Origin of the sequence: Paraburkholderia sp. BR13444 (assembly GCF_040948755.1) — a bacterium.
Taxonomy (GTDB): domain Bacteria; phylum Pseudomonadota; class Gammaproteobacteria; order Burkholderiales; family Burkholderiaceae; genus Paraburkholderia; species Paraburkholderia youngii.
Genome location: NZ_JBFPKM010000001.1, coordinates 611,398 through 637,887, shown reverse-complemented (window position 1 = coordinate 637,887; position 26,490 = coordinate 611,398). Strand labels below are relative to the sequence as shown.

The window sequence follows — 26,490 nt, the reverse complement described above, 5'->3', positions numbered from 1 at the left end:
TTCCTATCTCCTTGATGTTACTCCGCTTTTTCAGGCACCGGCCGGCGCGGCGATTCCGAACAGCCTGAAAAAGTTTTGCGTGGTTGCGGCGGCCAGCGCCTCGTCCGGCATCTCGCGTTGCTGCGCGATGAAGCGTCCGACATAACTGACGTACGCAGGTTCATTCGGCTTGCCGCGATACGGCACCGGCGCCAGATACGGCGAATCGGTTTCGATCAGCAGACGCTCGAGCGGCACGCGGCGCGCGACCTCCTGCACATCGGTAGCGTTCTTGAACGTGACGATGCCCGACAGCGAAATGTAAAAATTCTGCGCCAGCGCCTGCTCGGCGATGGCCCACGGTTCGGTGAAGCAATGCATCACGCCGCCCGGCACGCCCGCGCGCTCCTCGGCCATGATGCGCAACGTATCTTCCGACGACGAACGGGTGTGGATGATGAGCGGCTTGCCGCTCGCGTGCGCGGCGCGGATGTGCGTGCGAAAGCGCTCGCGCTGCCACTCCATGTCGGCGATCGAGCGGCCTTCGAGGCGGTAGTAGTCGAGCCCGGTTTCGCCGATCGCGACGACCTTCGGGTGCTCGGCCAGTTCGACCAGTTCGGCCACGCTCGGCTCGCGCATGTGCTCGTGATCGGGATGCACGCCGACCGACGCGTACACGTTGTCATGGCGGCTGGCGATATCCAGCACCGACGGCAGCGTTTCGAGGTCCACCGACACGCACAGCGCGTGCGACACCGAATGGCTGCGCATGTTGTCGAGCACTTGCGGCAGACGGTCCGCGAGTCCTTCGAAGTTGATATGGCAGTGTGAATCGACAAACATGGTCAGGTCCTGCGAAAAAAGGGCTTTGCGGCCGGGCGACGGCATGGCCGGGAACGCTTGGGACGGCTCAGGTAGCTTGCTCAGGTAGCTTGCTCAGGTAGCTTGCTTAGGTAGCGTGCTCAACTCGCGTGCGCAAGGCGCTTGCCAAGAATCACCAGATCGCGCTCGACGCCGTCCAGCACCGCGACGCGCGGCAGCGTGCCCCATGCGTCGAAGCCGAAGCCGCGGAACAGCCGCACGCTCGCTTCATTGTGACCGAACACGAAGCCGAGCACCGTGTCGATGCCAAGACCGGGTGCCGCGTCGAGCGACGCCGCCAGCAACTGCTTGCCGAGACCCTGGCCGCGCGCGCTTTCGTCGAGATAGATGCTGACTTCGGCGGTGCGCTGGTAGGCCGGACGCCCATAAAAATCGGAAAAGCTCAGCCACGCGATCACGCGGCCCGCCTGCTGCGGATCTTCGACCACCCACAGCGGCCGCTTCTGCGGGCCGTGCGCATGAAACCATGCATGCCGGCTCTCGATGCTGACGGGTTCGAGGTCCGCAGTGACCTGACGCGACGGAATCGTCGAATTGTAGATGGCGACGATCGCGGGCAGATCGTCGAGCGTGGCGTCGCGGTAGGAAAGGCTCATGGTGGCTGGGCTTGAATGAAATAAGACGGAAGGCTGTCTGGCTGTGGGCTCACGCAAACAGCGCGCGATAGCCGATGAACAGTTCCTCGAACACGAGCCGCGGGTTGAGCGGATGGTTTTCGACCGCGCGCTGGCGCGTGACGGTGCGCAGAAAGCGTGCGAATGCATTGGCGTCGGCCTGCGCGGCGCAGCGCGCGAGCGCGGCCGACGCCTGCGGGAAATAGCGCGGCGCGTCAGCGGTGCGCTGCGCGAGCAGATCGTACATCCAGCGCTGCAGCCAGCCGAGCACGAGCGGCACCGGCAGCTTCTGCAGCGCCTCGCCACAGGCGAATGCGTCGCAGCCGGCGCCGGCCGCGAGCTGCTTGAGCGTCCAGTCGCGCAGCGGACGGTTCTCGTCGCTGGCGAGCGCGAGCGCGGCGAGCGGCGCACCGCCCGCTTCGGCGAGCAGCGCGGCGGCGTCTTCGACGCCTTGCGCGGCGAGCCACGGCGCCGCGGTGTCCGGCGCGGGCACGCTCATCGGCCACTGACGGCAGCGGCTGATGATGGTCGGCAGCAAACGGTCGATGCGCGCCGACACCATCAGGAACACGACGCCCGCGGGCGGCTCTTCGAGCGTCTTCAGCAACGCGTTGGCGGCCGCGACGTTGAGCGCCTCGGCCGGATACAGCACGACCACGCGCGCGCCGCCGCGGTGCGAACCGACGCCGACGAAGTCGAGCAGACCGCGGATCTGTTCGATCTTGATTTCCTTGCTCGGCGTGCGGGTCTTCTTGCCTTCGTCGCCATCGGCTTTTTCGGCCTTGTCGTCGGCGCCGTTCGCGGCGTTCGCGAGACCGGCTTCGGCGGCGAGCGCCTCCGGCACGACGATGCGGTAGTCCGGATGATTGCCCTGCACGAACCAGTTGCAGGCCGCGCACGCGCCGCACGGCTCGCCGTTCGGCAGCGGCGCCTCGCACAGCAGGCCCTGCGCGAGGTGCTGCGCGAAGCGCAGCTTGCCGATCCCCGCCTGGCCGTGCAGCAACAACGCGTGCGGCCAGTGGCCGCGCAGCTGCTGCAGGCGGTTCCAGTCATCGGCTTGCCACGGATAGATCATCTTTGTATTTTTGAATCAATTGGTTGCACGCGTTACTTCAGGTGGCGAATCAACTTGACACGTGGTTATAAGAATCGATTATATCGGCTTGAAATCAAAGAGTTGCGATCAACTCTTCAAGCTGCTTCTGAATTCGCACGATGCTCTGCGAAGAGTCGATGATAGCGAATCGATGCGGCGCTTCTTCGGCGCGGCGGATGTATTCGGCGCGCGTGCGCTCGAAAAACGCCGCCGACTCGCTCTCGAAACGATCCGGGTTGCGCGCCGCGCTGCGCCGCTCGTTGGCGACGGCGGGCGGCAGGTCGAACAGCACGGTCAAATCCGGCTGGAACCCCCCCTGCACCCAGCGCTCGAGCGTCTCCAGCTTGTCGCGCGGCAGGCCGCGGCCGCCGCCCTGGTACGCGAAGGTGGCGTCGGTGAAACGGTCGGACAGCACCCAGTCGCCGCGCGTGAGCGCCGGCTCGATCACTTCGGCCAGATGCTGGCGGCGCAGCGCGAACATCAACAACGCCTCGGTTTCGAGGTCCATCTTCTGATGCAGCACGATCTCGCGGATTTGCTCGCCGAGCGGCGTGCCGCCGGGCTCGCGCGTCATCACCACCGAGCGGCCGCTCGGCGCGAGCTTCGCCTCGAGGCGTTCGCGGAACCAGCCCAGATGGGTGGTCTTGCCCGCGCCGTCGATGCCTTCAAACGTTATGAATTTGCCGCGCGCCATCATTGCCCTCGAATGTATTTGTCCACGGCTTTGTTGTGTTCGCCGAGGGTGTCAGAAAAGATGCTGCTGCCGTCGCCGCGCGACACGAAGTACAGCGCGCTGCTCGGCGCCGGGTTCATCGCCGCCTGCAGCGACGCGACGCTCGGCAGCGAGATCGGCGTCGGCGGTAGGCCCATCCGGGTGTAGGTATTGTAGGGAGTGTCGGTCTGCAGGTCTTTCTTCCTGATGCGGCCGGCGTAGCTTTCGCCCATCCCGTAGATCACCGTGGGGTCGGTCTGCAGCGGCATGCCCGCGCGCAGACGGTTGGCGAACACGGCGGCGACGAGCGCCCGGTCGGACGCCTTGCCGGTTTCCTTTTCGATGATCGACGCCATCGTCAGAGCGTCGTACGGCGTCTTGTACGGCAGGTTCGGCGCGCGCGCGAGCCACGCTTCGTCGAGCCGCACGCGCATCAGCCGGTACGCGCGGCGGTAGATGTCGAGGTCGCTCGTGTCCTTGTCGAACAGGTAGGTGTCCGGGAAAAACAGCCCTTCGCCGTTGCCGATCGACGCCTCGGGCGCGCCGATTGCGCTCATCAGATCGGCGTCGCTCATGCCGAGCGTGTCGTGCTTCAGCGCGGGATTCGCGTCGAGCTCGGCGCGCATGCGCTTGAAGGTCCAGCCTTCGATGATCGTCGCCACGTATTCGTTGACGTCGCCGCGGGCGATTTTCTGCAGCACTTCGTAGGGGGTGATGCCGCTCTTGAACTCGTAGTTGCCGGACTTCAGGTCGCTTTGCAGGCCGAGCAGCCGCGTCATCGCGATGAACAGCTCGGGTTCGACCGGCACGCCGCCGCGATTGAGCTGCAGCGCGACGCTGCGCAGGCTGCTGTGCGGTTTGACGGTGACGTCGAGTTGCGCCGGGGTCAATTCGAGCGGGCGGGTGGCCCAGAAGTATCCAGCGGCGATGGCCGCCGCGGCCAGCACAACGACGAGCGCGCCGGCTGCGAAACATTTCTTGAAAAGGGTCATGCGAAACGTGACTGGGTTGGACTGAATATAATAACTGTTTGCCTTAGCCAAAGTCAGAATTGACTGTTCCCGGAATCCATGAACACACCGCTCGTGAACGCCCCTGGTAACGCTTCCGGTCTCGCTCCCACCGCGGCGGCACCCGCCGCCTTGCCCATCCTGCCGCGCCCGTCGGCCGAAGAATTCGCTGCCGTGCTGGAGCACGGCGCGTACATGCCGCTGTCGCAGTTCGGCGTGATCGACACGACCGGCGACGACGCGGCCAGCTTCCTGCACGCCCAGCTGACCAACGACGTCCAGCATCTCGATGCCGCGAACGCGCGCCTCGCCGGCTACTGCTCGGCCAAGGGCCGGCTGCTCGCGTCGTTCCTAAGCTGGCGCAGCGGCGACACGATCCGCCTGCTGGTATCGAAAGACGTGCAGGCCGCCGTGCAAAAGCGCCTGTCGATGTTCGTGCTGCGCGCCAAAGCCAGGCTCGTGGACGCGAGCGGTGAACTCGCGGTGGTCGGCCTCGCGGGCGACGTGCGCGGCGCGCTGTCCGGCGTGTTCGACGCGCTGCCCGACGGCGTGCACGTGCAGGTCGACGGCACCGCGGGCACGCTGATCCGCGTGCCGGACGCGTTGGAGCGGCTGCGCTATCTGTGGATCGGACCGAAGGCGCAGGTCGAAGCGCTGCTGCCGTCGCTGGACGGCAAGTTGAAGCGCGTATCGCCGGCCGTTTGGGACTGGCTCGACATCCGCGCGGGCGAGCCGCGCATCACGCAGCCGGTCGTCGAGCAGTTCGTGCCGCAAATGGTCAACTTCGACGTGCTCGGCGCAGTCAATTTCCGCAAAGGCTGCTATCCGGGTCAGGAAGTGGTCGCGCGCAGCCAGTATCGCGGCACGATCAAGCGGCGCACGTCGCTCGCCAACGTCGCCGGCGAGCTTGATACGGTGCGCCCCGGCGCCGAACTGTTCCACTCGGACGATCCTGGCCAGCCGTGCGGGATGATCGTCAACGCGGCATCGGCACAAGGCGGCGGCGTCGATCTGCTGGTCGAGATCAAGCTCGCGGCGCTCGACAGCGGCAGCGTGCATGTCAGCGCGGCCGACGGCCCCGCGCTGCGCTTCCTGACGCTGCCCTACGGGCTGCCGGCCGAGGTCTGATCGTTGGGCAGGTAAGAAGCGGCGCAATCGGGCGCCGTTTTTTATTGGCTGCTTTATTCTCGTCTGATTTTTGTCGCTTTTTTTGCCGTCTGCCTTTGCGGCATCAGGCGGCCGCCCCATGCTCTGAACGGGAGATGCTCCCCGATGTGCCTGATCGTTTTCGACTGGCGACCCGATGCGGTCGATGGTCCGCTGTTCACGCTCGCCGCGAATCGCGATGAGTTCTTCCGCCGCACGGCCGAGCCGATCGGCTGGTGGCGCGACGCGCCGGGCGTGCTGGCGGGCCGCGATCTGGTGGGCGGCGGCACGTGGCTCGGGCTGTCGCGCGACGGCCGCTTCGCCGCGCTGACCAATTACCGCGCGCCGGGCGAAATGCGCGCCGATGCGCCGACCCGCGGCACGCTCGTCAGCAACTGGCTCACGAGCGCCGCGCGCGACGCCGACGGCCATCCGCACGAAACGCCGCTCGCCTATCTGGAGCACGTCGCGCAAAGCGGCGACATCTACAACGGCTTCAACCTGCTGGTCGGCGACTGGACGCGCCGTGAGCTCGCGTGGTACTGCAATCGCGGCGCCGTCGACGCAAACAGTGGCCCCGCGCTGCTCGCGCCCGGCACGCACGGCATCTCGAACGCGGTGCTCGACACCGCGTGGCCGAAGCTGGTCAGAAAGCGCGGCGAGCTCGGCACGCTACTCGCGCGCAATGCAATGCCGCCGCTCGAACGCCTGATCGATCTGATGCGCGATCCGCGGCTCGCGCGCGACGACGAATTGCCGTCGACCGGTATTCCGCTCGAACGCGAGCGCGTGTTGTCGGCGGCATTCATCGAATCGCCGGAATACGGCACGCGCAGCACCACCGCGCTGCGCGTCGCCGCCTATGGCGACGTGATCGGCGTCGCGGTCGCCGAGCGCAGCGACGATAACGGCTCGCACCGCATCGTGCGGCCCGGCGATTTCGAGCGCAGCTTCGCGTTCAACGTCGAGCGCGACCGGATGAGCGTGGCGTGATCGTTCGATCGGCGCCGCGCCGGCGCATTCGCCGCCGGCCGCTCACCGCTTCGCGACGACTACCCTCACCCGATGCCGAATGCCCTGCGCAACGCCGCCGCGGCATCCGCATGCGCCTGTCCGACTTCGGGCACGAAGCCGCCCATCTTGAAGAACTCGTGGATCATGCCGGCGTAGCGCTTGAGCGTCACCGGATTGCCGAGCGCGCGTAGTTTTTCCGCATACGCATCGCCCTCGTCGCTGAGCGGATCGTATTCGGCGGTCGCGATCCACGCGGGCGCGACGCCGCGAAAATCCGGCGCGCCGCGCTCGCCGTCGAGCGGCGCGAAACGCCAGTCGTCGCGATCACCGCTATCGCGCAGGTAGTGCTCGAAGAACCATTGGATCGTGTCGCCTGACAGCAGGAAGCCGTCGGCGAGGCGCGAGTGCGAGTCGGTCTGCTGATGGCCGGTGGTGCCCGGGTAGATCAGCAATTGCAGCGCGAGCGCGATCCCGGCATCGCGCCCGAGCACCGCGCAGACCGTCGCGAGCGTGCCGCCCGCGCTATCGCCGCCGAGCGCGAGCCGGGTGTCGTCGATGCCGAACTCGGCCGCGTGCGCGTGCAGCCAGCTAAGGGCATCGAAGGCATCGTCGACCGCGGTCGGAAACTTGTGCTCGGGCGCGAGCCGGTAATCGACCGACAGCACCGCGCACTGGCCGTCTCGCGCGAACATCCGGCACAGCGCATCGTGCGTGTCGACGCTGCCGACCGTGAAGCCGCCGCCGTGGTAGTACACGAACGCCGGCAGCGGCTCGGCCCAGTTCGGCTCGACCGGGAAATAAAGGCGCGCGCGGATCGTCGCGCCGTCGCGCGTCGGCACCAGCAGGTCTTCGACGGAGAACATCGGCGCGCTCGGGATCTCGAGGATCGGCGCGCTTTTCTCGTACGACGCGCGCGCCGCTTGCGCGCTCATCTGGTGATACTGCGGGCGTTTGGCCCGCGCGATCATGTCGAGCACCTGCTCGATCGTTGGATTCAGCGGCATGGTTTCAGCAACGTGATGCGCACAGCGCAGCGCGGCGCGCGGTGCGCCGATTGTTGTCAGGACCCGGCGCGGCGGCCACGCAGCCGGCCGCTACTCCGCGTTATTCACCTCGGGTTTCAGCGACATCGGATCGGACGGCTCGCGCAACTGCTCGATGTCCTCGTGACGCAGCTTGACCGTCGCCATGATGCCCGGGTGCGTGATGATATAGAAACGGCGCGCGGCGATTGCCTCGAACGCAATGTCGGCGACATCGTCGGCGCTGAGCTTGCCCGACTGCACCGCACGCTGCAACTGCTTGGCCGCAGCGATCTGCGAGCGCGTCGGCCGGCTCGCGTTGCGCAACTCGTCCGGACGCGCGCGCTCGGCTTGGGCGATGCCGGTCGGCACGAAGGCGGGACACAGCAGCGAACAGCCGACCTCGCCGCCCGTGCCGGCCTGCGCGAGCTTCAGGTCGTGGTACAGCGTCTCGGTCAGCGCCACCACCGCATGCTTGGACGCGTTGTAGATGCCCATCGCCGGCGGCGCGAGCAGCCCCGCGACCGACGCCGTGTTGACGATATGCGCGGGCTCGTTCTGCGCCAGCATGAGCGGCGCGAACACGCGCACGCCGTGCGCGACGCCCATCACGTTGACGCCGAACACCCACGACCAGTCGTTGGCCGAGCTTTCCCACAGGAAGCCGCCGGTGCCGACTCCCGCGTTGTTGAACAGCAGGTGGACCTTGCCGAACGCGGCGAGCGCGGCTCGCGCGAGCGCCTCGACCTGCGCGGCGCTCGATACGTCGGTCGGCACGGCGATCGCTTCGGCGCCGCCTTCGCGCAATGCGTCGACGGTCTGCGCGAGCTGCTCGGCGTTGACGTCGGCGAGCACGAGCTTCATGCCGAGCGCCGCGCCCTTGTGCGCGAACGCGCGGCCGAAGCCGCTGCCCGCGCCGGTGATCACCGCCACCTTGCCTGCGAATTCGAACATCTAGTGACTCCCTGTTTGAGTGGCGGCTGGCCGATGCATGACGACGTCGTGCTCAGATCAGCTTGACCAGTTGCTTGCCGAAGTTGCGGCCCTTCAGCAAGCCGATGAATGCCTCGGGCGCGGCTTCGAGCCCTTGCGCGATCGTCTCGCGATAGTGCAGCTTCTTCTGCGCGACGAGCGTGCCGAGCTGCTTGAGTGCCTCGGGCCACACGTCCATATGTTCGCTGACGATAAAGCCCTGCACGAGCAGCCGCTGCGTCAGCATCAGCGACGGCTGCTTGAGCGGCAGCGGCTGGCCGTCATAGCCCGCGATGAAGCCGCACAGCGCGATGCGCCCGAACGCGTTCATGCGCGCGAGCGTCGCGTCGAGCCCCTCGCCGCCGACGTTCTCGAAGCAGCCGTCCACACCATCGGGCGTCGCGGCCTTAAGGTCCTGGTACAGGTTGCCGGCCTTGTAGTCGACGCAGGCGTCGAAGCCGAGCGTGTCGACCACATAGCGGCACTTGTCCGCGCCGCCCGCGATGCCGACCGCGCGCGCGCCGGCCACCTTCGCGAGCTGGCCGACCACGCTGCCCACCGCGCCGCTCGCCGCACTGACGACCACCGTCTCGCCCGCCTTCGGCGCGATGATGCGGTTCAGCCCGTACCACGCGGTGACGCCCGGCATGCCGACCGGGCCGAGATACGCGGACAGCGGCACGTGCGTGTCGTCGACCTTCTGCATGCCCGCGCCGTTCGAGGTGCCGTACTCCTGCCAGCCGAACATCGCGACGACCTTGTCGCCGACCGCGAACTTCGGATTCCTCGTCTCGACGACCTCGCCGACCGTGCCGCCGATCATCACCTCGTTCAGCGGCTGCGGCGGCGCGTACGACTTGCTGTCGTTCATGCGTCCGCGCATATACGGATCGAGCGACAGATAGTGGTTGCGCACTCGTACTTCACCGTCGGCGAGCGGCGCCAGCGGCGTTTCGACGAGCTTGAAGTTATCGGGCGTGGCTTCGCCGTGCGGGCGCGAAACCAGCAGCACCTGGCGATTGATCTGGGCCATGAAGTCGTCTCCTTGGATTGTCGGGGATTGACCTGCATTCGTCGAATCCAGGTCGGAAGCTGACTGCGATGAGGGCTCAGTCGCTCGGACCGGGCTTGGCCGCCGGGTCGCTGCGCAGACGCTGACGCCTGACGTCGCGGCCCACCGCGAGGCGGCGCATGTACTTGAAGGTGCCGAGCGCCTTGGCGACGAAGTGACCTTCGCTGTCGCGGATCTCGCCTTCGCAATAGGCCATCGTGGTCGAGCGATGCAGCACGCGGCCGGTCGCGCGCAACTCGCCGCGCCCCGGCTGCATGAAGTTGACCTTCATCTCGACGGTGACGACGCCGACGCCGTCGCCCGCGAGACTGCGCGCGGCCATCGCGAGCGCGGCGTCGGCGAGCGTCATCGTGACGCCGCCGTGCGCGACGTCCCATGTGTTCATATGATCGGGTTGCAACGGCAGCACGACTTCGCTGACGCCATCGGCGGCGCGCAGCAACTGCGCGCCGAGACGGTCGATGAAGGGGCTTTCCGGCAACGATGGGTTGCCCGTTGGGGCGGAAGTGGTTGGGTCGGTCATGGCGGTGTCTGGAGTTCGTGGCCGGCAACCTCTGAAATCGATTCGCCGCGTCCCGGTACTCCGCGAGGTGTACGCATTGGCGCTAAATGGGAAATTCTACCGGCTATCGCGTGGCTCCATCCGCCTCATTGCGCTCCATCATGCGCGTCGCCAATCGCCCCAATCGGCGCACCGCTTCATCGATCAGATCGAGCTCCGCGTTCGGGCAACTGAGGCGGATGAAACGATCGAAGCGCCCGGTGTTCGAAAACACGGTCCCAGGCATCACGCGGATGCCATCGTCCAACGCCGCCTCGAAAAATGCGGCCGACGACAACCCGTGCGGCAACTCGACCCAAAAGAACATGCCGCCGCGCGGCGAGGTGAAGCGCGTGCCATCGGGAAACGCCGCGGCGATCCCAGCCGCCATGCGCTCGCGCTGAAGCCGCAGGCTCTCGCGTAAGCGCCGCAAATGCCGGGCGTAGGCGCCCGTCCCCAGAAACCCGGCGAGCACGACCTGCGCAAGCTGATCGTTGTGTCGCGACTGCGCGAACTTCAGCATGCCCACGCGTGGATGCCAGCGCCCGCCATTGATCCAGCCCACCCGCATGCCCGGCGCGAGTGTCTTGTTGAACGACGTGCAATGGATCACGGTGCCGTCGGTGTCCCAGGCCTTCAGTGAGCGGGGAGACGGTTCTCCATCGACGAGATCGCGATACGGGTCGTCTTCGATCAGCGCGACGCCGGCACGCGCGCACAGCTCAACGACACTTGCCTTGTTGGAGTCGGGCATCACGATGCCGAGCGGATTCTGCAGGTTCGGCACCACGACCACGGCCTTGATGTCGCGATGATTTTGCAAAGCGAAGTTCAGCGCTTCGACGGAAAGGCCCGTGCTTGGGCTCGCCGGAATTTCGAGCGCGCGCAGTCCGAGGCTCTCCAGTACCTGCAGCAGGCCAAAAAAACATGGCGATTCGACCGCGACGGTGTCCCCGGGCTGCGTCACCGCGCGCAACGCGAGGTTCACGGCTTCGATGCCGCCGTGCGTCATGATGATCTCATCCGCGCCGATCTCGATGCCGCCTTCGAGCGCACGCCGCGCGATGATCGCGCGCAAAGCCGGATCGCCGAAGTCAGGGCCGGCCGAGGTCAGCAGCTTGGGCTCGCGGCGCAACGCGCGCATGGCTGCCTGCTGTAGTGCATCGGTCGGATAGAGATCGGGTGCCGCGGTTGCGCCACCGAGATTGAGCGCCTGCGGATAGCGCTGGTACCTCGACACGATCGCCGAAATCGTCGCATGGATGCCGACGAACTGCGCCTCGCCCGGCGGCATCGTCAGATCCGGTTCGGAGGCATTGGGCAGCACCGTGGCGGGCACGCGGACGAAATAGCCTGAGCGCGGCCGCGCATCGATCAACGCGTCGCGCTCGAGCACACGGTAGCTCTCGGTCGCGGTCGCGAGGCTCACGCCATGCCGCTGCATGAACGCACGCATCGACGGCATGCGGTCGCCTGGGCGCAGCACGCCGTTGCCGATCGCGCGGCGATATTGATCGGCCAGTTGCCGATAAAGAGGCTGGCGGTCCGCTGAAGGGGTAGCGAACGCGTCGCGCGGTTCGAAGGTCAGTTTGCTCATACGCCGATCGTGCGGACAGTCCGCGCGGAACAACAGATACACAACGGCACGATTGGGACCGATACAGCACGGCGAAAGCTTTCGCTGTATCGGTTCCGATCGTCGATGGATGTCGCTGTTCGCACGTCAGTGGACTCAATAAGCTGTACCGCATGAAAACGAATCGAAGGAAAGCGTGATGCCCGTTCCGACCTCCGCTGGGATTCAGGCTCGCCCTGCTGCATTACGCCTCGCGCGCGACCAGGCCGCGATGCTCGATCTGAACGCCGGGACCACGATCGTGGCCGTCGAAGGCGATCTCGAACTCGAATTTCGCGATCACGCGCTCGCGTGGCTCGGCGGCGCCGTACCCTGCACGTCGATCATCGTGCGCGATGGTGAGCATTTCATCACCGGCCAACGCGGCGTCATGTCGATCCGCGCGTCGCGTGCGGGCGCTGCGGTGCTGATCGCGCCAGCTTCGCCCGGCAATGCAGCGGAACTTCGCGAACTCGTCCGTCGAACCGTCCGGCGTCTCGCTGGTGTCGTCGCGAGATCGTGGCGGCGTACTGCCTGAACTCCGACTCGATCGCCAAAATCGACGCCTCGCCGCCAGTTAGAATGCGTGACCAACCGCTTCCTGCTTCGAGGTGCCGGTCATGTCCTTCCCTCGCACGCGGCGTTCCAGCCGTTTCGCCACCTTCGTACGCTATTTCCACCTCGCCTGCGCGATCACGCTGACGCTTGGCGCATGCGCCGGGCTGCTCGGCGGCGATGCGTTGCGCGTCAATGTCGCCGGCATCGAGCCGCTGGCCGGCGAAGGCCTCGAGATGCGCTTCAACCTGAAGCTGCGCGTGCAGAACCCGAACGATTCCGCTGTGAGCTTCAACGGCATCGCGGTCGAGCTCGAACTGAACGGCAAGCCGTTCGCGAGCGGTGTCAGCGATGAGAGCGGCACCGTGCCGCGCTTCGGCGAAACCGTCGTCAGCGTGCCGCTGACCGTGCCCGCGTTCGCCGCAGTTCGCCAGGCGCTCGGGCTTGCGGACATCGCGCAGTCCGGGCAGGTTCCGTACCGGCTGCAAGGCAAGCTCGCGGGCGGCCTGACCGGCACGACACGCTTCACCGATCAGGGCATGTTGACGCTGCCGGGCATGGCGTCGCAGTAGACACGAAGACGGCGGATAAAAAACGTCGCACCGCGGCACCCGTCTTCTTGAGGCGCGTTCGCGCCCGACTTACGCGATCTCGAACAGACCCGCCGCGCCCTGCCCGCCGCCGATGCACATCGTCACGACGACGTACTTCACGCCGCGCCGCTTGCCTTCGATCAGCGCATGGCCGACGAGCCGCGCACCCGATACGCCATACGGATGGCCCACCGCGATCGCACCGCCGTTCACGTTCAGGCGGTCGTGCGGAATACCGAGCTGGTCCGCGCAATAGAGCACCTGCACCGCGAACGCTTCATTCAGCTCCCACAGGCCGATGTCCTCGACCTTGAGGCCGGCCTTCTGCAACAGCTTCGGCACCGCGAACACCGGGCCGATGCCCATTTCGTCGGGCTCGCAGCCAGCCACCGCGAAGCCGCGGAAAATGCCGAGCGGCTGCAGCCCTTCGCGTTCGGCCAGCGTCGCGTTCATCACGACGCAAGCCGATGCGCCGTCCGAAAACTGGCTCGCGTTGCCCGCGGTGATCACGCCGCCCGGCAGCGCGGTGCGAATCTTCGACACGCCTTCGAGCGTCGTGTCGGCGCGGATGCCTTCGTCGCCGCTGACGGTCACTTCCTTCGTGTAGAGACGGCCGCTCGCCTTGTCGGCGACACCGGCGAGCACCGTCAGCGGCACGATCTCGTCGTTGAACCTGCCGGCTTCGAGCGCGGCCGCCGCGCGCTGCTGCGAGCGCACGCCGTATTCGTCCTGGCGCTCCTTCGAGATCGAGTAGCGCTTCGCGACGTTCTCGGCGGTCTGCAGCATCGACCAGTAGATTTCCGGCTTGTGCTCGGTGAGCCAGCCGTCGGTCATCATGTGGGTGTTCATCTCGTTCTGCACGCACGAGATCGACTCGACGCCACCCGCGACGTACACGTCGCCCTCACCGGCGATCACGCGTTGCGACGCGAGCGCGATCGTCTGCAATCCCGACGAGCAGAAACGGTTCACGGTCATGCCCGGCACGCTGACCGGCAGGCCGGCGCGCAATGCGATCTGCCGCGCGATGTTGCCGCCCGTCGCGCCTTCCGGATTCGCGCAACCCATGATCACGTCCTCGACGCGCGCCGGATCGAGCTTCGCGCGCTCGACCGCGGCCTGCGTCACGTGGCCGCCGAGCGTCGCGCCGTGTGTCATGTTGAAACCGCCGCGCCACGATTTGGCGAGGCCCGTGCGGGCGGTGGATACGATTACGGCGTCAGTCATGGGTGTCTCCAATTGCAATGTCGAAGTGGCGCGCCGGCTCCCTGCCGTGCGTTCAAAAGCGCATCACCGCGCCGCCTCTGTCGTTTGATGCGAGCCGCTGCGGGCGTCACCCGCAGCGCTCGATTCGTCTGCTGAAGTGGGCCGTGCTCAGCCGTTGAAGCCGCGACCTTCGGCCGCCAGCTTCGCAATGCTCGGCGCGAGCTTCCACGCGTCGCCGTTCGGCCGCGACGCATAGCGGCGAATCGCGCGCTCGACGTTGTAGAGCCCGACCGTATCCGCGTACAGCATGGGGCCGCCGCGATATAGCGGGAAGCCGTAGCCGGTCAGATAGACCATGTCGATATCCGACGCCTTCGACGCGACGCCTTCCTCGAGAATCTTCGCGCCTTCGTTGACGAGCGCGAACACCAGACGCTCGATGATCTCCTCGTCGCTGATCGTGCGGCGCTCGGAGTGGGTTTCCTTCGAGTACTCGACGATCATTTCGTTGACCACGCCGGACGGATACGCGTTGCGATCGCCCGCCTTGTAGTCGTACCAGCCACCGCCGGTTTTCTGGCCGAAGCGGCCCATTTCGCACAGACGGTCGGGGATCTTCGAGTAGTGCATGTCGGGATGCTCGATATAGCGGCGCTTGCGGATCGCCCAGCCGATGTCGTTGCCGGCGAGGTCGCTCATGCGAAACGGGCCCATCGCGAAGCCGAATTTCTCGATGGCCTTGTCGACCTGCGCGGGCAATGCGCCCTCTTCGAGCATGAAGAGCGCCTGACGCAGGTATTGCTCGATCATCCGGTTGCCGATAAAGCCGTCGCACACGCCCGACACCACCGCGGTCTTCCTGATCTTTTTCGCGAGCTTCATCACGGTGGCGAGCACGTCTTTCGCGGTCTCTTTGCCGCGCACGACTTCGAGCAGCTTCATCACGTTGGCCGGGCTGAAAAAGTGCATGCCGACCACATCCTGCGGTCGCTTCGTGAACGCGGCGATTTTGTCGAGGTCGAGCGTCGACGTGTTCGACGCGAGGATCGCGCCCGGCTTCGCGACTTCGTCGAGCCGGCGGAACACCTGCTCCTTCACGCCGAGCTCTTCGAATACGGCCTCGACGATCATGTCGGCGTGCTTCAGGTCGTCGTAGGACAGCGTCGGGCTCAGCAGCGCGAGACGCTGCTCCATCACCTCGGCCTTCAGCTTGCCTTTCTTGACGGTCGCATCGTAGTTCTTGCGGATCGTTGCGAGACCGCGGTCGAGCGCTTCCTGCTTCGTTTCCAGCAGCGTGACCGGGATGCCCGCATTGAGGAAGTTCATCGCGATGCCGCCGCCCATCGTGCCGGCGCCGATCACCGCCACCTGATTGATCTCGCGCACGGGCGTATCGGACGGCACGTCGGGAATCTTGCTCGCGGCGCGCTCGCCGAAGAACGCATGACGCAGCGCGTGACTCTCCGGCGTCTGCACGAGCGCGATGAAGCATTCGCGCTCGAATGCGAGGCCCTTGTCGAAGCCGTTCTTCACACCGGCTTCCACCGCGTCGATGCATTTGTGCGGCGCCGGGAAGTTCTTTGCGATGGCCGCGACGCTATTGCGCGCGAACTGAATGAAACCGGCCGCGTTCGGATGTTCGATCTTGCGGTCTCGCACCTTCGGATGCGGGCCGGCTTGTGCGCCGACTTTGCGCGCGAACGCGAGCGCGGCTTCGGCCAGTTCGGCGGGATTCGCGACGAGTTCGTCGAACAGCCCCGAATCGGCGAGCTTTTCCGACAGCACCGGCGCGCCCGACACGATCATGTTCAGCGATGCTTCCAGACCGATCGCGCGCGGCAGACGCTGCGTGCCGCCCGCGCCCGGCAGGATGCCGAGCTTCACTTCGGGCAGCGCGATCTGCGCGCCGGCCGCGGCGACGCGGTAATGCGCGCCCAGCGCAAGCTCGAGGCCGCCACCCATCGCGACGCTGTGAATCGCCGCGACGACCGGCTTCGCGCTGCCTTCGACGGCCTTGATGACGGTCGCGAGCGTCGGTTCCTGGGTCGCCTTCGGCGTATTGAATTCGGTGATGTCGGCGCCGCCCGAGAAGGCCTTGCCCGCGCCCGTCAGCACGATGGCCTTGATGGCCGGATCGTTCTGCGCGCGCTCGAGCCCTTCGACGATTCCCGCCCGCGTCGACAGACCGAGCCCATTGACCGGGGGATTGTTCAGCGTGAGAACGGCCACGCCGTCATGAGTTGTGTAGTCCACTGCCATCTGCGTGCCTCCGTGCGATCCATGCATTCATTGAGGCGGCGCATGGCGCGCCGCCTGTCCGGTTCATCGAGCCTGATTATTGTCAGACTTTCTGGAGCGACAGTCCGGGTGTCAGCGCGCAGAATACACCGAAAAAGCACGAACGTTCAATTTATTATCGAACGGGGTTTCCCCTGGGGCTCGGGGTCAGCGGACAGTCGGGGTTGTCTTCGAGCGCGGACGGCAGCACGTGGTCGCGGAAGAGGTCGCGCAGCTTCAGCTTCTGCAGCTTGCCGGTCGCCGTGTGCGGCAGTTCGTCGACGAACACGACATCGTCGGGAATCCACCACTTCGCCACTTTGCCGTCGTAGAACGCCAGCAGTTCGTCGCGCGTGACGTCGTGCCCCGCGCGTTTGACGACGAGGAGCAGCGGCCGCTCGGTCCACTTCGGATGCGCGCACGCGATGCACGCGGCTTCCGCGACCGCCGGATGCGCGACCGCGACGTTCTCGATTTCGATCGAACTGATCCATTCGCCGCCCGACTTGATCACGTCCTTCGAGCGATCGGTGATGTGTAGGAAGCTGTCGGGGTCGATCGTCGCGACGTCGCCGGTCGGAAACCAGCCGTCGATGAGGGGCGACTCTTCCTTGCGGAAGTACCGGTCGATGACCCACGGCCCGCGCACGTGCAGATCGCCGAACGCGACGCCGTCCCAGGGCAGCTCGCGGCCGTCCTCGCCGACGATCTTCATGTCGACGCCATAGATCACATGGCCCTGCTTTTCGAGCAGCTTGCGCTGCTCGGCGAGCGGCCGCTGGCTCTGCTCCCAGTTCAGCTTCGACAACGTACCGAGCGGCGACATCTCCGTCATGCCCCATGCATGGATCACCTGCACGCCGTAGTCGTCCTCGAGCACCCGCAGCATCGCGGGCGGACAGGCGGAGCCGCCGATCACCGTGCGCTCGAGCGACGAAAACTTCGCGCCGGTTTCGCGCAGGTGGTTCAGCAGACCGAGCCACACGGTCGGCACGCCGGCCGAGCACGTGACGCGTTCGCTCTCCATCAGTTCGTACAGCGACTTGCCGTCGAGATCCTTGCCGGGGAACACGAGCTTCGCGCCGGTGAGCGGCCCGGCATGCGCGAGGCCCCACGCGTTGACGTGGAACATCGGCACGATCGGCAGCACCGAGTCGCGCGCCGACAGGCTCATCGAGTCGGGCAACGCCGCGCCGAACGCGTGCAGCACAGTCGAGCGATGCGTGTACAGCGCGCCTTTCGGATTGCCGGTCGTGCCCGACGTATAGCAGAGGTACGACGCCTGCTGCTCGTCGAGCGCGGGCCAGTCGAAGCCGCCGTCCTGCCCGTCCATCAGCGTTTCGTAGCACAGCACCGACGTTTGCATCGGCGGCCGATGCGCTTCATCGCACAGTGCGATCCAGCCGCGCACGCGCGGGCACTGCGGCGCGAGCGTGTCGACCAGCGCCGCGAACGTCGTGTCGAACAGCACGTACGCATCGTCGGCGTGATTGATGATGTAGGCGATCTGCTCGGGGAAAAGGCGCGGGTTGATCGTGTGACACACGGCGCCGAAGCCGGTGGTGCCGTAATACGCTTCGAGATGCCGGTAGCCGTTCCACGCGAGCGTCGCGACCCGGTCGCCCGATTCGACGCCGAGCGCGATGAGCGCCTGCGCGAGTTGCTTCGCGCGCTTCTCGCAATCGCGATACGTGTAGCGATGCAGGTCGCCTTCGATGCGCCGCGACACGATTTCGGTGCTGCCGAAATGGCGTGCGGCATGCGCGAGCAACGATGATACGGTGAGCGGCACGTCCATCATCTGGCCCAGCAGCGGCGTCGTCATAAGGCGGGGTCTCCTCGGCTCGTTAGTGTGTAGATGGGGTTGCGGTCGGGTCCGTTGAATGCGCGGTCGTGAAACGGATAGCGCGCCGAACAGCGCGACGTGCAAGATCGTGGCGGCGTTGTCCGCAGCATGGTCCGAACGATGTAGGCGGCCGCCCAGCATCGCCGCGGGCGCGGACTTACAATATCGGCTAATCCAGAGGCGCTCAACATGTCGTTTTCCCCAAGCTTTGCAGGCTTATCCGCAGCATTGACGGATCTTTCCAACACACTCGCCACACCCCCAGCCAACGCGTTCGCGCGGCTCGGCGGCACCTTCTTCACGCGGCTGCCCGCCGCGCCGCTCGACGCACCCTACCTCGTCGGCTTCTCGGCCGACACCGCCGCGCGGCTCGGAATGCCCGAGGGCATCGAGCGCGAGCCGGGGTTCCTCGAGCTGTTCTGCGGCAATGCGACGCGCGACTGGCCGGCCGACGCACTGCCTTATGCGTCGGTGTACTCGGGGCATCAGTTCGGCGTGTGGGCCGGCCAGCTCGGCGACGGCCGCGCGCTCACGCTGGGCGAGCTCGAACACGACGGCGAGCGCAATGAACTGCAGCTCAAAGGCGCGGGCCGCACGCCTTATTCGCGCATGGGCGACGGCCGCGCGGTGCTGCGCTCGTCGATCCGCGAATATCTGTGCTCCGAGGCGATGCATCATCTCGGCATTCCGACCACGCGCGCGTTGTGCGTGATCGGCTCCGATCAGCCGGTGCGGCGCGAGACGATTGAAACCGCCGCGGTGGTCACGCGCGTCGCGCCTAGCTTCGTGCGCTTCGGCCACTTCGAGCATTTCTATGCGAACGATCGCGTCGACGCGTTGCGCGCGCTGGCCGATCACGTCATCGAACGCTTCTATCCGCATTGCAAGGAGGCCGACGATCCGTATCTGGCGCTGCTCGCCGAAGCGGTACGGTCCACCGCCGATCTGATGGTCGACTGGCAGGCGGTCGGTTTCTGTCACGGCGTGATGAATACCGACAACATGTCGATTCTGGGCCTGACGATCGACTACGGCCCGTTCGGTTTCATGGATGGCTTCGATGCTGGCCACATCTGCAACCACTCCGATACGCAGGGGCGTTATGCCTACCGGCTGCAGCCGCAAATCGCGTACTGGAACCTCTTTTGCCTCGCGCAGGGATTGCTGCCGTTGTTCGGCGAGAAGCACGACGAAAGCGTGCGCGCCGACAAGGCGGTCGAAGAAGCGCAGCACGTGCTCGCGGGCTTCAAGGAGCGCTTCGCGCCGGCGCTCGAAAACCGCATGCGCGCGAAGCTCGGCCTCGAACAGCCGCGCGACGGCGACGACGCGCTCGTGAACCGGCTGTTCGAAGCGATGCACACGAACCGCGCCGATTTCACGCTGACGTTCCGCAACCTCGCGCGCCTGTCGAAACACGATGCGAGCGGCGATGCGCCGGTACGCGACCTGTTCCTCGATCGCGCCGCCTTCGACGCATGGGCGAACGACTATCGCGCGCGGCTGGCCGTTGAGTCACGCGACGACGCTGCGCGCGCCATTGCAATGAATCGTGTGAACCCCAAATTCGTACTTCGCAACCATCTGGCGGAAACGGCGATCCAGCGTGCGAGGGAGAAGGATTTCTCCGAGGTGGAACGGCTCGCGGCCGTGCTGCGTCGCCCGTTCGACGAGCAGCCCGAATACGCGTCGTATGCGGGCCTGCCGCCCGACTGGGCAAGCTCACTGGAAGTGAGCTGTTCGTCATGACGCGCCTTTGCAGTTGAATCGCCACGGCCGTCCCGCCAGAAAACACCGGTACAAACCCGAGACAGGAACCTGACCATGAGCAACCCCGACGATCTCAAGCATGACGCCCCAGCCGTCCAGAAAAGCGACGCCGAGTGGCGCAAGGAGCTGTCCGACATCGAATACCAGGTGACCCGCCACGCGGCCACCGAGCGGCCGTTCACGGGCCGCTACAACGATCACTGGGAACGCGGCGTCTACGACTGCGTGTGCTGCGGCACGCCGCTGTTCGAATCGGACACCAAGTTCGACGCCGGCTGCGGCTGGCCGAGCTATTTCCGGCCGATCAACGGCGAGGTGATCGCCGAGAAGACCGACCGCTCGCACGGCATGCTGCGCATCGAGGTGCAGTGCAAGAACTGCGGTGCGCATCTGGGCCACGTGTTCGAGGACGGTCCGGCGCCGACCGGTCTGCGCTACTGCATCAATTCGGCTGCGTTACAATTCGAGCCCAAGTAACGCGGCGCGGCAGCAGCCTTGCCCGCTTCGGGCGCCGGGGCGCGAAACCGCGCGCGGCGCCCTTTCAATGCGGTACCCCCGCTCGTTGGCGGGCACCGCGCACCTTGCACGCCAGGCTGGCGGGCATCAATGTTCGACTCACCGTTCGACTCACTCTCCGACTTCCCGACCAGATAATGAAATTCCTGTTCGATCTGTTCCCGATCATCCTGTTCTTCGTCGCCTTCAAGATCTGGGGCATTTTCACGGCGACGGCAGTGGCGATCGTCGCCACGCTGGTGCAGATCGCGTGGGTGGCGTTCCGCCACCGCAAGGTCGACCCGATGCTGTGGGTGAGCCTTGGCGTCGTCGTGGTATTCGGCGGTGCGACGCTCGTACTGCACAACGACACCTTCATCAAATGGAAGCCGACTGTGCTGTACTGGGCGTTTTCGGTCGCGCTGATCGTGTCGCAGCTCGGCTTCAACAAGAACCTGATCGAAGCGATGATGGGCAAGCAGATCACGCTGCCGCACGCGATCTGGGGCAAGCTGAACCTGATCTGGGCGGTGTTTTTCGTGCTGCTCGGTCTTCTGAACCTGTTCGTCGCGTATCACTACACGACCGATCAGTGGGTCAATTTCAAACTGTTCGGTGCGACCGGGTGCCTGCTCGTGTTCATCGTCGGACAGAGCCTGTGGCTGTCGAAGTACATGAAGGAGGAATGACATGAGCGACCTGTTCATGCACGCCACCACCGCCGAGCGCGCCGCGCTGATCGAGGCGCGCCTCGCGGCCGCGCTCGCACCCGTCGAGTCGATCCGCATCACCGACGACAGCGCGCAGCACGCGGGCCACGCAGGTGCCGCCGCCGGCGGGCATTTCAGTGTCACGATCGTGGCCGTCGCGTTTGCCGGCAAGCCCCGCGTGGCAAGGCATCGCATGGTGTATGATGCGCTGGCCGATGCCATGCAGCGCGGCATTCATGCCCTTGCCATCACGGCGTACACGCCCGAAGAATTTGCTTTGTTGCCCCGCTAGGAACCTTTCGATGACCTTGAAGAAAACCCGCCTCTGGGTATTGCTGGCTGCGTTCGCGGCCGCACCTGCATTCGCACAGAACATCGCCGTCGTGAACGGTACGCCGATTCCGAAGTCGCGCGCCGATGCGTTGATCCAGCAACTGGTTCACCAAGGCCAGCAGGACACGCCGCAGCTGCAGCAGGCGGTGCGCGAAGAGCTCGTGAATCGCGAAATCCTGATGCAGGAAGCCCTGCGTCGCGGGCTGCCGAACCGTCCGGACATCAAGGCGCAAATCGCGGTCGCACAGCAAACCGTCGTGTTGCGCGCACTGATCGAAGATTTCGTGAAGAACAACCAGCCGACCGACGCCGAAGTCACCGCGCGCTACAACGCGCTCGTCAAGGAAGCAGGCGGCAAGGAATATCACCTGCACCATATCCTCGTTGACAACGAGCAGCAGGCGAAGGACCTGATCGCGAAGATCAAGGCCGGCGCAAGCTTCGAAGATCTCGCCAAGCAGTACTCGAAAGACCCGGGATCGGGCAAGAACGGCGGCGACCTCGACTGGTCGGACCCGAAGGCCTACGTGCCTGAGTTCGCGGACGCGGCCGCCCATCTGCAGAAAGGCCAGATGACCGACACTCCGGTGCGTACGCAATTCGGCTGGCACATCATCCGTGTCGACGACATCCGCGCCGTCACGCCGCCGCCGCTCGAGCAGGTGCGTGCGCAGATCGTGCAGCAGATCCAGCAGGAAAAGCTGCAGGCGTTCGAAGAGAATCTGCGCAAGAACGCGAAGATTCAGTGAGTGTCAGCGGGCGGATTGTCTTTAGATAGTCTGCCTCGCTCTGAGACGCCTGAATGCGAAAAGGCCGCCCGTGGGCGGCTTTTTTGTTGCTGCGAGGCCGCCGCGCAAGGCGGCAGCCCCTTGACACATCAACCCAACCAGCGACGCGCGTTCTGGAACACACGCAGCCACGGGCTCGCGTCCGTGCCGATCTCGCCCCAGCCCTGCGGATGCCAGCTCATCTGCACCGCGCGATGCACGCGCTCCATGTGCGGCATCAGCACCGTGAAGCGGCCGTCGGCCGTCGTGACGGACGTGATGCCCTCGGGCGAACCGTTCGGGTTGAACGGATACTGCTCGGTCGCCTGACCACGGTGATCGACGTAGCGCATCGCGACCGCGACCTTCGACTTGTCACCCTGCTGCGAGAAGTCCGCGAAGCCTTCGCCGTGCGCGACGGCGACCGGAATGCGCGAGCCTTCCATGCCCGCAAAGAACAGCGACGGCGATGCCTGCACCTCGACGAGCGAGAAACGCGCCTCGAACTTCTCCGACTTGTTGCGCGTGAACTTCGGCCATGCTTCGGCGCCGGGGATCATCGACGCGAGGCTGCTCATCATCTGGCAGCCGTTGCAGATGCCGAGCGCGAACGTGTCTTCACGACCGAAGAACGCGGCGAACATGTCGGCCAGTTGCGCGTTGAAGCGGATCGTCTTCGCCCAGCCTTCGCCGGCACCCAGCGTGTCGCCGTACGAGAAACCGCCGCAGGCCACCGCACCCGCGAAATCGGCGAGGTTCGCGCGGCCCGCGAGCAGGTCGCTCATGTGCACGTCGTACGCGTCGAAGCCGGCGCGATCGAATGCATAGGCCGTCTCCAGATGCGAGTTCACGCCCTGCTCGCGCAGGATCGCGACGCGCGGACGCGCGCCCTTGCCAACGAACGGCGCGGCGACGTCTTCCGCCGGATCGAAGCTCAGCACCGGCGTGATGCCCGGGTCGGCCGCGTCGAGCAGCGAATCGTATTCGGCGTCGGCACAGGCGGGGTTGTCGCGCAAACGCGCGATGCGCCAGCTCACTTCGCTCCACGTGCGATGCAGTTCGGCACGCGGCGCTTCGTAGACCTTCTTCGCGTCGCGATAGATCTCGATGACATCACGCTCGTTGGTCTTGCCGATCACGTGCGAGCACGCCGACAGGCCATGTTCGCGCAGCGCGGCGAGCACCGCGTCGCGATCGGCCGCGCGCACCTGCACGACGGCGCCGAGCTCTTCGTTGAACAGCGCGCGCAGCGTGCGGTCTTCGCGGCGGCCGCTGGTCTGCTTCGCCCAGTCCTTCGCATCGCCGTAATCCGATTCGTGGTTTGCATCGAGTACCAGCATGTCGACGTTCAGCGACACACCCGCGTGACCCGCGAACGCCATTTCGCAGACCGTCGCCCACAGGCCGCCGTCCGAGCGGTCGTGGTATGCGAGCAGCTTGCCGTCGCTATTGAGCGCCTGGATCGCGTTGAAGAAGCGCTTCAGATCTTCCGGATCGTCGACATCCGGCACCGTGTCGCCGACCTGCTGCGTGACCTGCGCAAGGATGCTGCCGCCCAGACGCTGCTTGCCGCGACCGAGGTCGATCGCGATCAGCACCGACTCGCCGACTTCGCTCACGCGCCGCAGTTGCGGCGTCAGGTGCTTGCGCACGTCTTCGACCGGCGCGAATGCGGAGATGATCAGCGACACCGGCGCGACCACTTCCTTCGCGACGCCGCGGTCTTCCCAGCGCGTGCGCATCGACAGCGAATCCTTGCCGACCGGAATGCCGATACCAAGCGCCGGGCACAGCTCCATGCCAATCGCCTTGACCGTGTCGTAGAGCGCCGCGTCTTCGCCCGGCGCACCGCACGCGGCCATCCAGTTGGCCGACAGCTTCAGCTTGTCGAGCGACGCGATCGGCGCGGCCGCGATGTTGGTAATCGCCTCGCCGACCGCCATGCGGCCCGAGGCCGGCGCGTTGATGACGGCGAGCGGCGTGCGCTCGGACATCGTCATCGCTTCGCCGCTGAAGCCCGCGTAATCCATCGTCGTGATCGCGACGTCGGCCACCGGCACCTGCCACGGACCGACCATCTGGTCGCGCGCGGTCGTGCCGCCGACCGAGCGGTCGCCGATCGTGATCAGGAACGACTTGCTCGCGACCGTCGGATGACGCAGCACGCTCTGCGCGACCTCTGGCAGCGCGAGGCCGGTCACGTCGACCGGTTCGAGCGCGCGCTCGACGCGCTTCACGTCGCGGTGCATACGCGGCGGCTTGCCGAGCAGCACTTCCATCGGCATATCGACCGGCTGGTGCGCGGCTTCGTTCTGCTCTGAATCGATCAGTTTCAACTGACGCTCGGCGGTGGCCGTGCCGATCACTGCGAACGGGCAGCGCTCGCGCTTGCACATCGCCTCGAACACCGGCAGATCGGCCGGCGCGATCGCGAGCACGTAGCGCTCCTGCGCTTCGTTCGACCAGATTTCGCGCGGCGACAGGCCGCTTTCTTCGAGCTGGATCTTGCGCAGTTCGAACCGTGCGCCCTTGCCCGCACCGTCCACCACTTCGGGGAACGCGTTCGACAGACCGCCCGCGCCGACGTCGTGAATGCTGAGGATCGGGTTCTTCTCGCCGAGCTGCCAGCATGCGTTGATCACTTCCTGCGCGCGCCGCTCGATTTCCGGGTTGCCGCGCTGCACCGAGTCGAAGTCGAGTTCAGCGGTGTTGGTGCCGGTCGCCATCGAGCTCGCGGCGCCGCCGCCCATGCCGATGCGCATGCCCGGGCCGCCGATCTGTATCAGCAGCGAGCCTTCCGGCAGATCGTGCTTGTGCGTGTGCTGGTCGGAGATATTGCCGATGCCGCCCGCGATCATGATCGGCTTGTGATAGCCGCGCACGAGGCCCGCGACATTCTGCTCGTAGGTGCGGAAGTAGCCGCCGAGGTTCGGCCGACCGAATTCGTTGTTGAACGCGGCGCCGCCGAGCGGGCCGTCGATCATGATCTGCAACGGCGACGCGATGCGGTCCGGGCGGCCGTACGCTTCGTGCTGGTCGGCGGGATTGCGCTGCGCGAGCGGCTGTGCGGAGTCGCGCGCGTTTTCCCACGCCTCGACGCCGTCCGGCAGTTCGAGGTTCGATACCGTGAAGCCCGTGAGACCCGCCTTCGGACGCGCGCCGCGGCCGGTCGCGCCTTCGTCGCGGATTTCGCCGCCCGCGCCGGTCGCGGCGCCCGGGAACGGCGAGATCGCGGTCGGGTGGTTGTGCGTTTCGACCTTCATCAGCGTGTGCGTGAGCTCGACGCTGCGGCCATAGTGCTCGGGCAATTCGCTCGCGCCGAGTTCGGCTGGCGTGCGCGGGAACCAGCGCTCGGCCATGCCGCCGACCATGATCGCCGAGTTATCCGAATACGCGACGATGGTGCCCTGCGGGTTCAGCTTCTCGGTGTTGCGGATCATGTTGAACAGCGACATGTCCTGCTTCTCGCCGTCGATCGTCCAGTCCGCGTTGAAGATCTTGTGGCGGCAGTGCTCGCTGTTGGCCTGCGCGAACATCATCAGTTCGACGTCGGTCGGATTGCGCTCGAGTTTCGTGAATGCATCGACCAGGTAGTCGATTTCGTCGTCGGCGAGCGCGAGGCCCAGTTCCACATTGGCGGTTTCGAGCGCGGCGCGGCCGCTCGCGAGCACGTCGACGGTTTGCAGCGGCTTGGCCGGCAGTTCGTCGAACAGATGCAGCGCGTGGTCGCGCGACGGCGCGACGCTCTCGGTCATGCGGTCGTGCAGCGCGGCGGCGACGGCCGCGCGCGCCTCGTCGGACAGCGTCTTCTTGCCGCCGAGCAGGCCGCTTTTCAGCGTCACCGAGTATTCGACGCCGCGCTCGATGCGGCGCACGTGCGTGAGCCCGCAATGATGCGCGATGTCGGTTGCCTTGCTGGCCCACGGCGATACGGTGCCGAAGCGCGGCACCACGAGGAAGGTCTCGACCGCGCCACGTTCCTTGCCTTCTTCGAATGGATCGCCGTAGTGCATCAGCGCCTCGATCTTCGCGCTGTCTTCAGCGGACAGTTCGGTCTGGGCATTGACGAAGTGCAGAAACTGCCCGCGCACGCCGGTGATATTCGGGTCGATGCGCGTGAGCGTGTCGAGCAGGCGGGTTTGACGGAAATCGGAAAGGGCCGAAGCGCCGGGGAAACACGAGAAGTGGGCCATGGGACTTGACGTTGCGTCGCTCATTGATGCCGGAGAGCCGCGCATGCAGGCGACGTGAGGCGGAAAGGAAGTC

Annotated in this window: 23 protein-coding genes; 9 read left to right on the top strand and 14 right to left on the bottom strand. The window is 66.0% G+C overall.

The features are described 5' to 3' along the window. Positions 1-30 precede the first annotated feature (30 nt). From AB3X95_RS02860 to mltG, 5 genes are all read right to left on the bottom strand, one after another. The gene (locus tag AB3X95_RS02860) at positions 31-822 is read right to left on the bottom strand and encodes a TatD family hydrolase (protein ID WP_368620612.1); all 792 of its coding nucleotides are present in this window, start codon (positions 820-822) and stop codon (positions 31-33) included. 119 nt (positions 823-941) lie between these two features. Beyond that, complete coding sequence (locus AB3X95_RS02855) at positions 942-1,457, bottom strand: N-acetyltransferase family protein (protein ID WP_368586290.1); 516 nt, start codon at positions 1,455-1,457, stop codon at positions 942-944. Positions 1,458-1,506: 49 nt separating this feature from the next. Then, positions 1,507-2,550: a DNA polymerase III subunit delta' gene (locus tag AB3X95_RS02850; RefSeq protein ID WP_176119831.1), complete on the bottom strand. Its 1,044-nt coding sequence runs from the start codon at positions 2,548-2,550 to the stop codon at positions 1,507-1,509. A 94-nt stretch (positions 2,551-2,644) separates the two neighbouring features. Beyond that, on the bottom strand, positions 2,645-3,265 hold the full coding sequence (tmk, locus tag AB3X95_RS02845; protein ID WP_368620771.1) for a dTMP kinase: 621 nt from the start codon (positions 3,263-3,265) through the stop codon (positions 2,645-2,647). Then, positions 3,265-4,275 (bottom strand): endolytic transglycosylase MltG, encoded by a 1,011-nt coding sequence (gene mltG / locus AB3X95_RS02840; protein ID WP_176367306.1) that lies wholly within the window; start codon positions 4,273-4,275, stop codon positions 3,265-3,267. The genes tmk and mltG overlap by 1 nt, the downstream gene beginning before the upstream one ends. 78 nt (positions 4,276-4,353) lie before the next feature. Between mltG and AB3X95_RS02835 the strand changes: the two genes are divergently transcribed. Next, complete coding sequence (locus AB3X95_RS02835) at positions 4,354-5,421, top strand: folate-binding protein YgfZ (protein WP_368620611.1); 1,068 nt, start codon at positions 4,354-4,356, stop codon at positions 5,419-5,421. Between the two features lie 144 nt (positions 5,422-5,565). After that, complete coding sequence (locus AB3X95_RS02830) at positions 5,566-6,432, top strand: NRDE family protein (RefSeq protein ID WP_176119835.1); 867 nt, start codon at positions 5,566-5,568, stop codon at positions 6,430-6,432. Between the two features lie 65 nt (positions 6,433-6,497). Here AB3X95_RS02830 and AB3X95_RS02825 read toward each other — a convergent pair whose 3' ends face one another. From AB3X95_RS02825 to AB3X95_RS02805, 5 genes are all read right to left on the bottom strand, one after another. Then, positions 6,498-7,457, bottom strand: a complete 960-nt coding sequence (locus AB3X95_RS02825) for an alpha/beta hydrolase (RefSeq protein WP_368620610.1) — start codon at positions 7,455-7,457, stop codon at positions 6,498-6,500. Positions 7,458-7,547: 90 nt separating this feature from the next. Further along, positions 7,548-8,429, bottom strand: coding sequence for an SDR family oxidoreductase (locus tag AB3X95_RS02820; RefSeq protein ID WP_368620609.1), 882 nt, complete (start codon positions 8,427-8,429; stop codon positions 7,548-7,550). A gap of 52 nt (positions 8,430-8,481) precedes the next feature. Next, the gene (locus tag AB3X95_RS02815; protein ID WP_368597430.1) at positions 8,482-9,480 is read right to left on the bottom strand and encodes an NADP-dependent oxidoreductase; all 999 of its coding nucleotides are present in this window, start codon (positions 9,478-9,480) and stop codon (positions 8,482-8,484) included. 76 nt (positions 9,481-9,556) lie between these two features. Then, positions 9,557-10,042, bottom strand: coding sequence for a PaaI family thioesterase (locus AB3X95_RS02810; protein ID WP_176119839.1), 486 nt, complete (start codon positions 10,040-10,042; stop codon positions 9,557-9,559). Between the two features lie 103 nt (positions 10,043-10,145). Beyond that, a complete protein-coding gene (locus AB3X95_RS02805; RefSeq protein ID WP_368620608.1) occupies positions 10,146-11,657 on the bottom strand; it encodes a PLP-dependent aminotransferase family protein in 1,512 nt (503 codons plus the stop codon). Between the two features lie 178 nt (positions 11,658-11,835). Here AB3X95_RS02805 and AB3X95_RS02800 point away from each other — a divergent pair, with 178 nt between their 5' ends. Together AB3X95_RS02800 and AB3X95_RS02795 are read left to right on the top strand one after the other, a co-directional pair. Next, positions 11,836-12,213: a hypothetical protein gene (locus AB3X95_RS02800; protein WP_368620607.1), complete on the top strand. Its 378-nt coding sequence runs from the start codon at positions 11,836-11,838 to the stop codon at positions 12,211-12,213. Between the two features lie 82 nt (positions 12,214-12,295). Continuing rightward, a complete protein-coding gene (locus tag AB3X95_RS02795; protein WP_176367312.1) occupies positions 12,296-12,802 on the top strand; it encodes an LEA type 2 family protein in 507 nt (168 codons plus the stop codon). Positions 12,803-12,871: 69 nt separating this feature from the next. Here AB3X95_RS02795 and AB3X95_RS02790 read toward each other — a convergent pair whose 3' ends face one another. The 3 genes from AB3X95_RS02790 to AB3X95_RS02780 form a co-directional block, all read right to left on the bottom strand. After that, a complete protein-coding gene (locus AB3X95_RS02790) occupies positions 12,872-14,050 on the bottom strand; it encodes an acetyl-CoA C-acyltransferase (protein WP_368620606.1) in 1,179 nt (392 codons plus the stop codon). A gap of 147 nt (positions 14,051-14,197) precedes the next feature. Beyond that, a complete protein-coding gene (locus AB3X95_RS02785) occupies positions 14,198-16,288 on the bottom strand; it encodes a 3-hydroxyacyl-CoA dehydrogenase NAD-binding domain-containing protein (RefSeq protein ID WP_368620605.1) in 2,091 nt (696 codons plus the stop codon). A gap of 154 nt (positions 16,289-16,442) precedes the next feature. Continuing rightward, the gene (locus tag AB3X95_RS02780; RefSeq protein WP_368620604.1) at positions 16,443-18,131 is read right to left on the bottom strand and encodes a 3-(methylthio)propionyl-CoA ligase; all 1,689 of its coding nucleotides are present in this window, start codon (positions 18,129-18,131) and stop codon (positions 16,443-16,445) included. 210 nt (positions 18,132-18,341) lie between these two features. On the opposite strand from AB3X95_RS02780, the gene AB3X95_RS02775 reads away from it, so the two are divergent. The 5 genes from AB3X95_RS02775 (at position 18,342) to AB3X95_RS02755 (ending at position 22,206) form a co-directional block, all read left to right on the top strand. Further along, entirely contained in the window at positions 18,342-19,898 is a 1,557-nt protein-coding gene (locus AB3X95_RS02775; RefSeq protein WP_184225832.1) for a YdiU family protein, read from the top strand. Between the two features lie 75 nt (positions 19,899-19,973). Beyond that, positions 19,974-20,396 (top strand): peptide-methionine (R)-S-oxide reductase MsrB, encoded by a 423-nt coding sequence (gene msrB / locus AB3X95_RS02770; protein WP_013089415.1) that lies wholly within the window; start codon positions 19,974-19,976, stop codon positions 20,394-20,396. Between the two features lie 176 nt (positions 20,397-20,572). Further along, positions 20,573-21,103 (top strand): septation protein A, encoded by a 531-nt coding sequence (locus tag AB3X95_RS02765; protein ID WP_085481354.1) that lies wholly within the window; start codon positions 20,573-20,575, stop codon positions 21,101-21,103. 1 nt (position 21,104) lies between these two features. Continuing rightward, positions 21,105-21,416, top strand: a complete 312-nt coding sequence (locus AB3X95_RS02760) for a BolA family transcriptional regulator (protein ID WP_013089413.1) — start codon at positions 21,105-21,107, stop codon at positions 21,414-21,416. 10 nt (positions 21,417-21,426) lie between these two features. Then, positions 21,427-22,206, top strand: a complete 780-nt coding sequence (locus AB3X95_RS02755) for a peptidylprolyl isomerase (RefSeq protein WP_176119846.1) — start codon at positions 21,427-21,429, stop codon at positions 22,204-22,206. Positions 22,207-22,334: 128 nt separating this feature from the next. Here AB3X95_RS02755 and purL read toward each other — a convergent pair whose 3' ends face one another. Then, on the bottom strand, positions 22,335-26,417 hold the full coding sequence (gene purL, locus AB3X95_RS02750; RefSeq protein ID WP_368620603.1) for a phosphoribosylformylglycinamidine synthase: 4,083 nt from the start codon (positions 26,415-26,417) through the stop codon (positions 22,335-22,337). Positions 26,418-26,490: the final 73 nt, after the last annotated feature.

Coding starts and splice junctions, on each gene's coding strand:
- AB3X95_RS02780 (WP_368620604.1), bottom strand. CDS start 18,131: ATGACGACGCCGCTGCTGGGCCAGATGATGGACGTGCCGCTCACCGTA.
- purL (WP_368620603.1), bottom strand. CDS start 26,417: ATGGCCCACTTCTCGTGTTTCCCCGGCGCTTCGGCCCTTTCCGATTTC.
- AB3X95_RS02795 (WP_176367312.1), top strand. CDS start 12,296: ATGTCCTTCCCTCGCACGCGGCGTTCCAGCCGTTTCGCCACCTTCGTA.
- AB3X95_RS02805 (WP_368620608.1), bottom strand. CDS start 11,657: ATGAGCAAACTGACCTTCGAACCGCGCGACGCGTTCGCTACCCCTTCA.
- AB3X95_RS02765 (WP_085481354.1), top strand. CDS start 20,573: ATGAAATTCCTGTTCGATCTGTTCCCGATCATCCTGTTCTTCGTCGCC.
- AB3X95_RS02800 (WP_368620607.1), top strand. CDS start 11,836: ATGCCCGTTCCGACCTCCGCTGGGATTCAGGCTCGCCCTGCTGCATTA.
- tmk (WP_368620771.1), bottom strand. CDS start 3,265: ATGGCGCGCGGCAAATTCATAACGTTTGAAGGCATCGACGGCGCGGGC.
- AB3X95_RS02775 (WP_184225832.1), top strand. CDS start 18,342: ATGTCGTTTTCCCCAAGCTTTGCAGGCTTATCCGCAGCATTGACGGAT.
- AB3X95_RS02855 (WP_368586290.1), bottom strand. CDS start 1,457: ATGAGCCTTTCCTACCGCGACGCCACGCTCGACGATCTGCCCGCGATC.
- AB3X95_RS02810 (WP_176119839.1), bottom strand. CDS start 10,042: ATGACCGACCCAACCACTTCCGCCCCAACGGGCAACCCATCGTTGCCG.
- AB3X95_RS02835 (WP_368620611.1), top strand. CDS start 4,354: ATGAACACACCGCTCGTGAACGCCCCTGGTAACGCTTCCGGTCTCGCT.
- AB3X95_RS02820 (WP_368620609.1), bottom strand. CDS start 8,429: ATGTTCGAATTCGCAGGCAAGGTGGCGGTGATCACCGGCGCGGGCAGC.
- AB3X95_RS02760 (WP_013089413.1), top strand. CDS start 21,105: ATGAGCGACCTGTTCATGCACGCCACCACCGCCGAGCGCGCCGCGCTG.
- AB3X95_RS02815 (WP_368597430.1), bottom strand. CDS start 9,480: ATGGCCCAGATCAATCGCCAGGTGCTGCTGGTTTCGCGCCCGCACGGC.
- msrB (WP_013089415.1), top strand. CDS start 19,974: ATGAGCAACCCCGACGATCTCAAGCATGACGCCCCAGCCGTCCAGAAA.
- AB3X95_RS02850 (WP_176119831.1), bottom strand. CDS start 2,550: ATGATCTATCCGTGGCAAGCCGATGACTGGAACCGCCTGCAGCAGCTG.
- AB3X95_RS02860 (WP_368620612.1), bottom strand. CDS start 822: ATGTTTGTCGATTCACACTGCCATATCAACTTCGAAGGACTCGCGGAC.
- mltG (WP_176367306.1), bottom strand. CDS start 4,275: ATGACCCTTTTCAAGAAATGTTTCGCAGCCGGCGCGCTCGTCGTTGTG.
- AB3X95_RS02825 (WP_368620610.1), bottom strand. CDS start 7,457: ATGCCGCTGAATCCAACGATCGAGCAGGTGCTCGACATGATCGCGCGG.
- AB3X95_RS02830 (WP_176119835.1), top strand. CDS start 5,566: ATGTGCCTGATCGTTTTCGACTGGCGACCCGATGCGGTCGATGGTCCG.
- AB3X95_RS02785 (WP_368620605.1), bottom strand. CDS start 16,288: ATGGCAGTGGACTACACAACTCATGACGGCGTGGCCGTTCTCACGCTG.
- AB3X95_RS02790 (WP_368620606.1), bottom strand. CDS start 14,050: ATGACTGACGCCGTAATCGTATCCACCGCCCGCACGGGCCTCGCCAAA.
- AB3X95_RS02755 (WP_176119846.1), top strand. CDS start 21,427: ATGACCTTGAAGAAAACCCGCCTCTGGGTATTGCTGGCTGCGTTCGCG.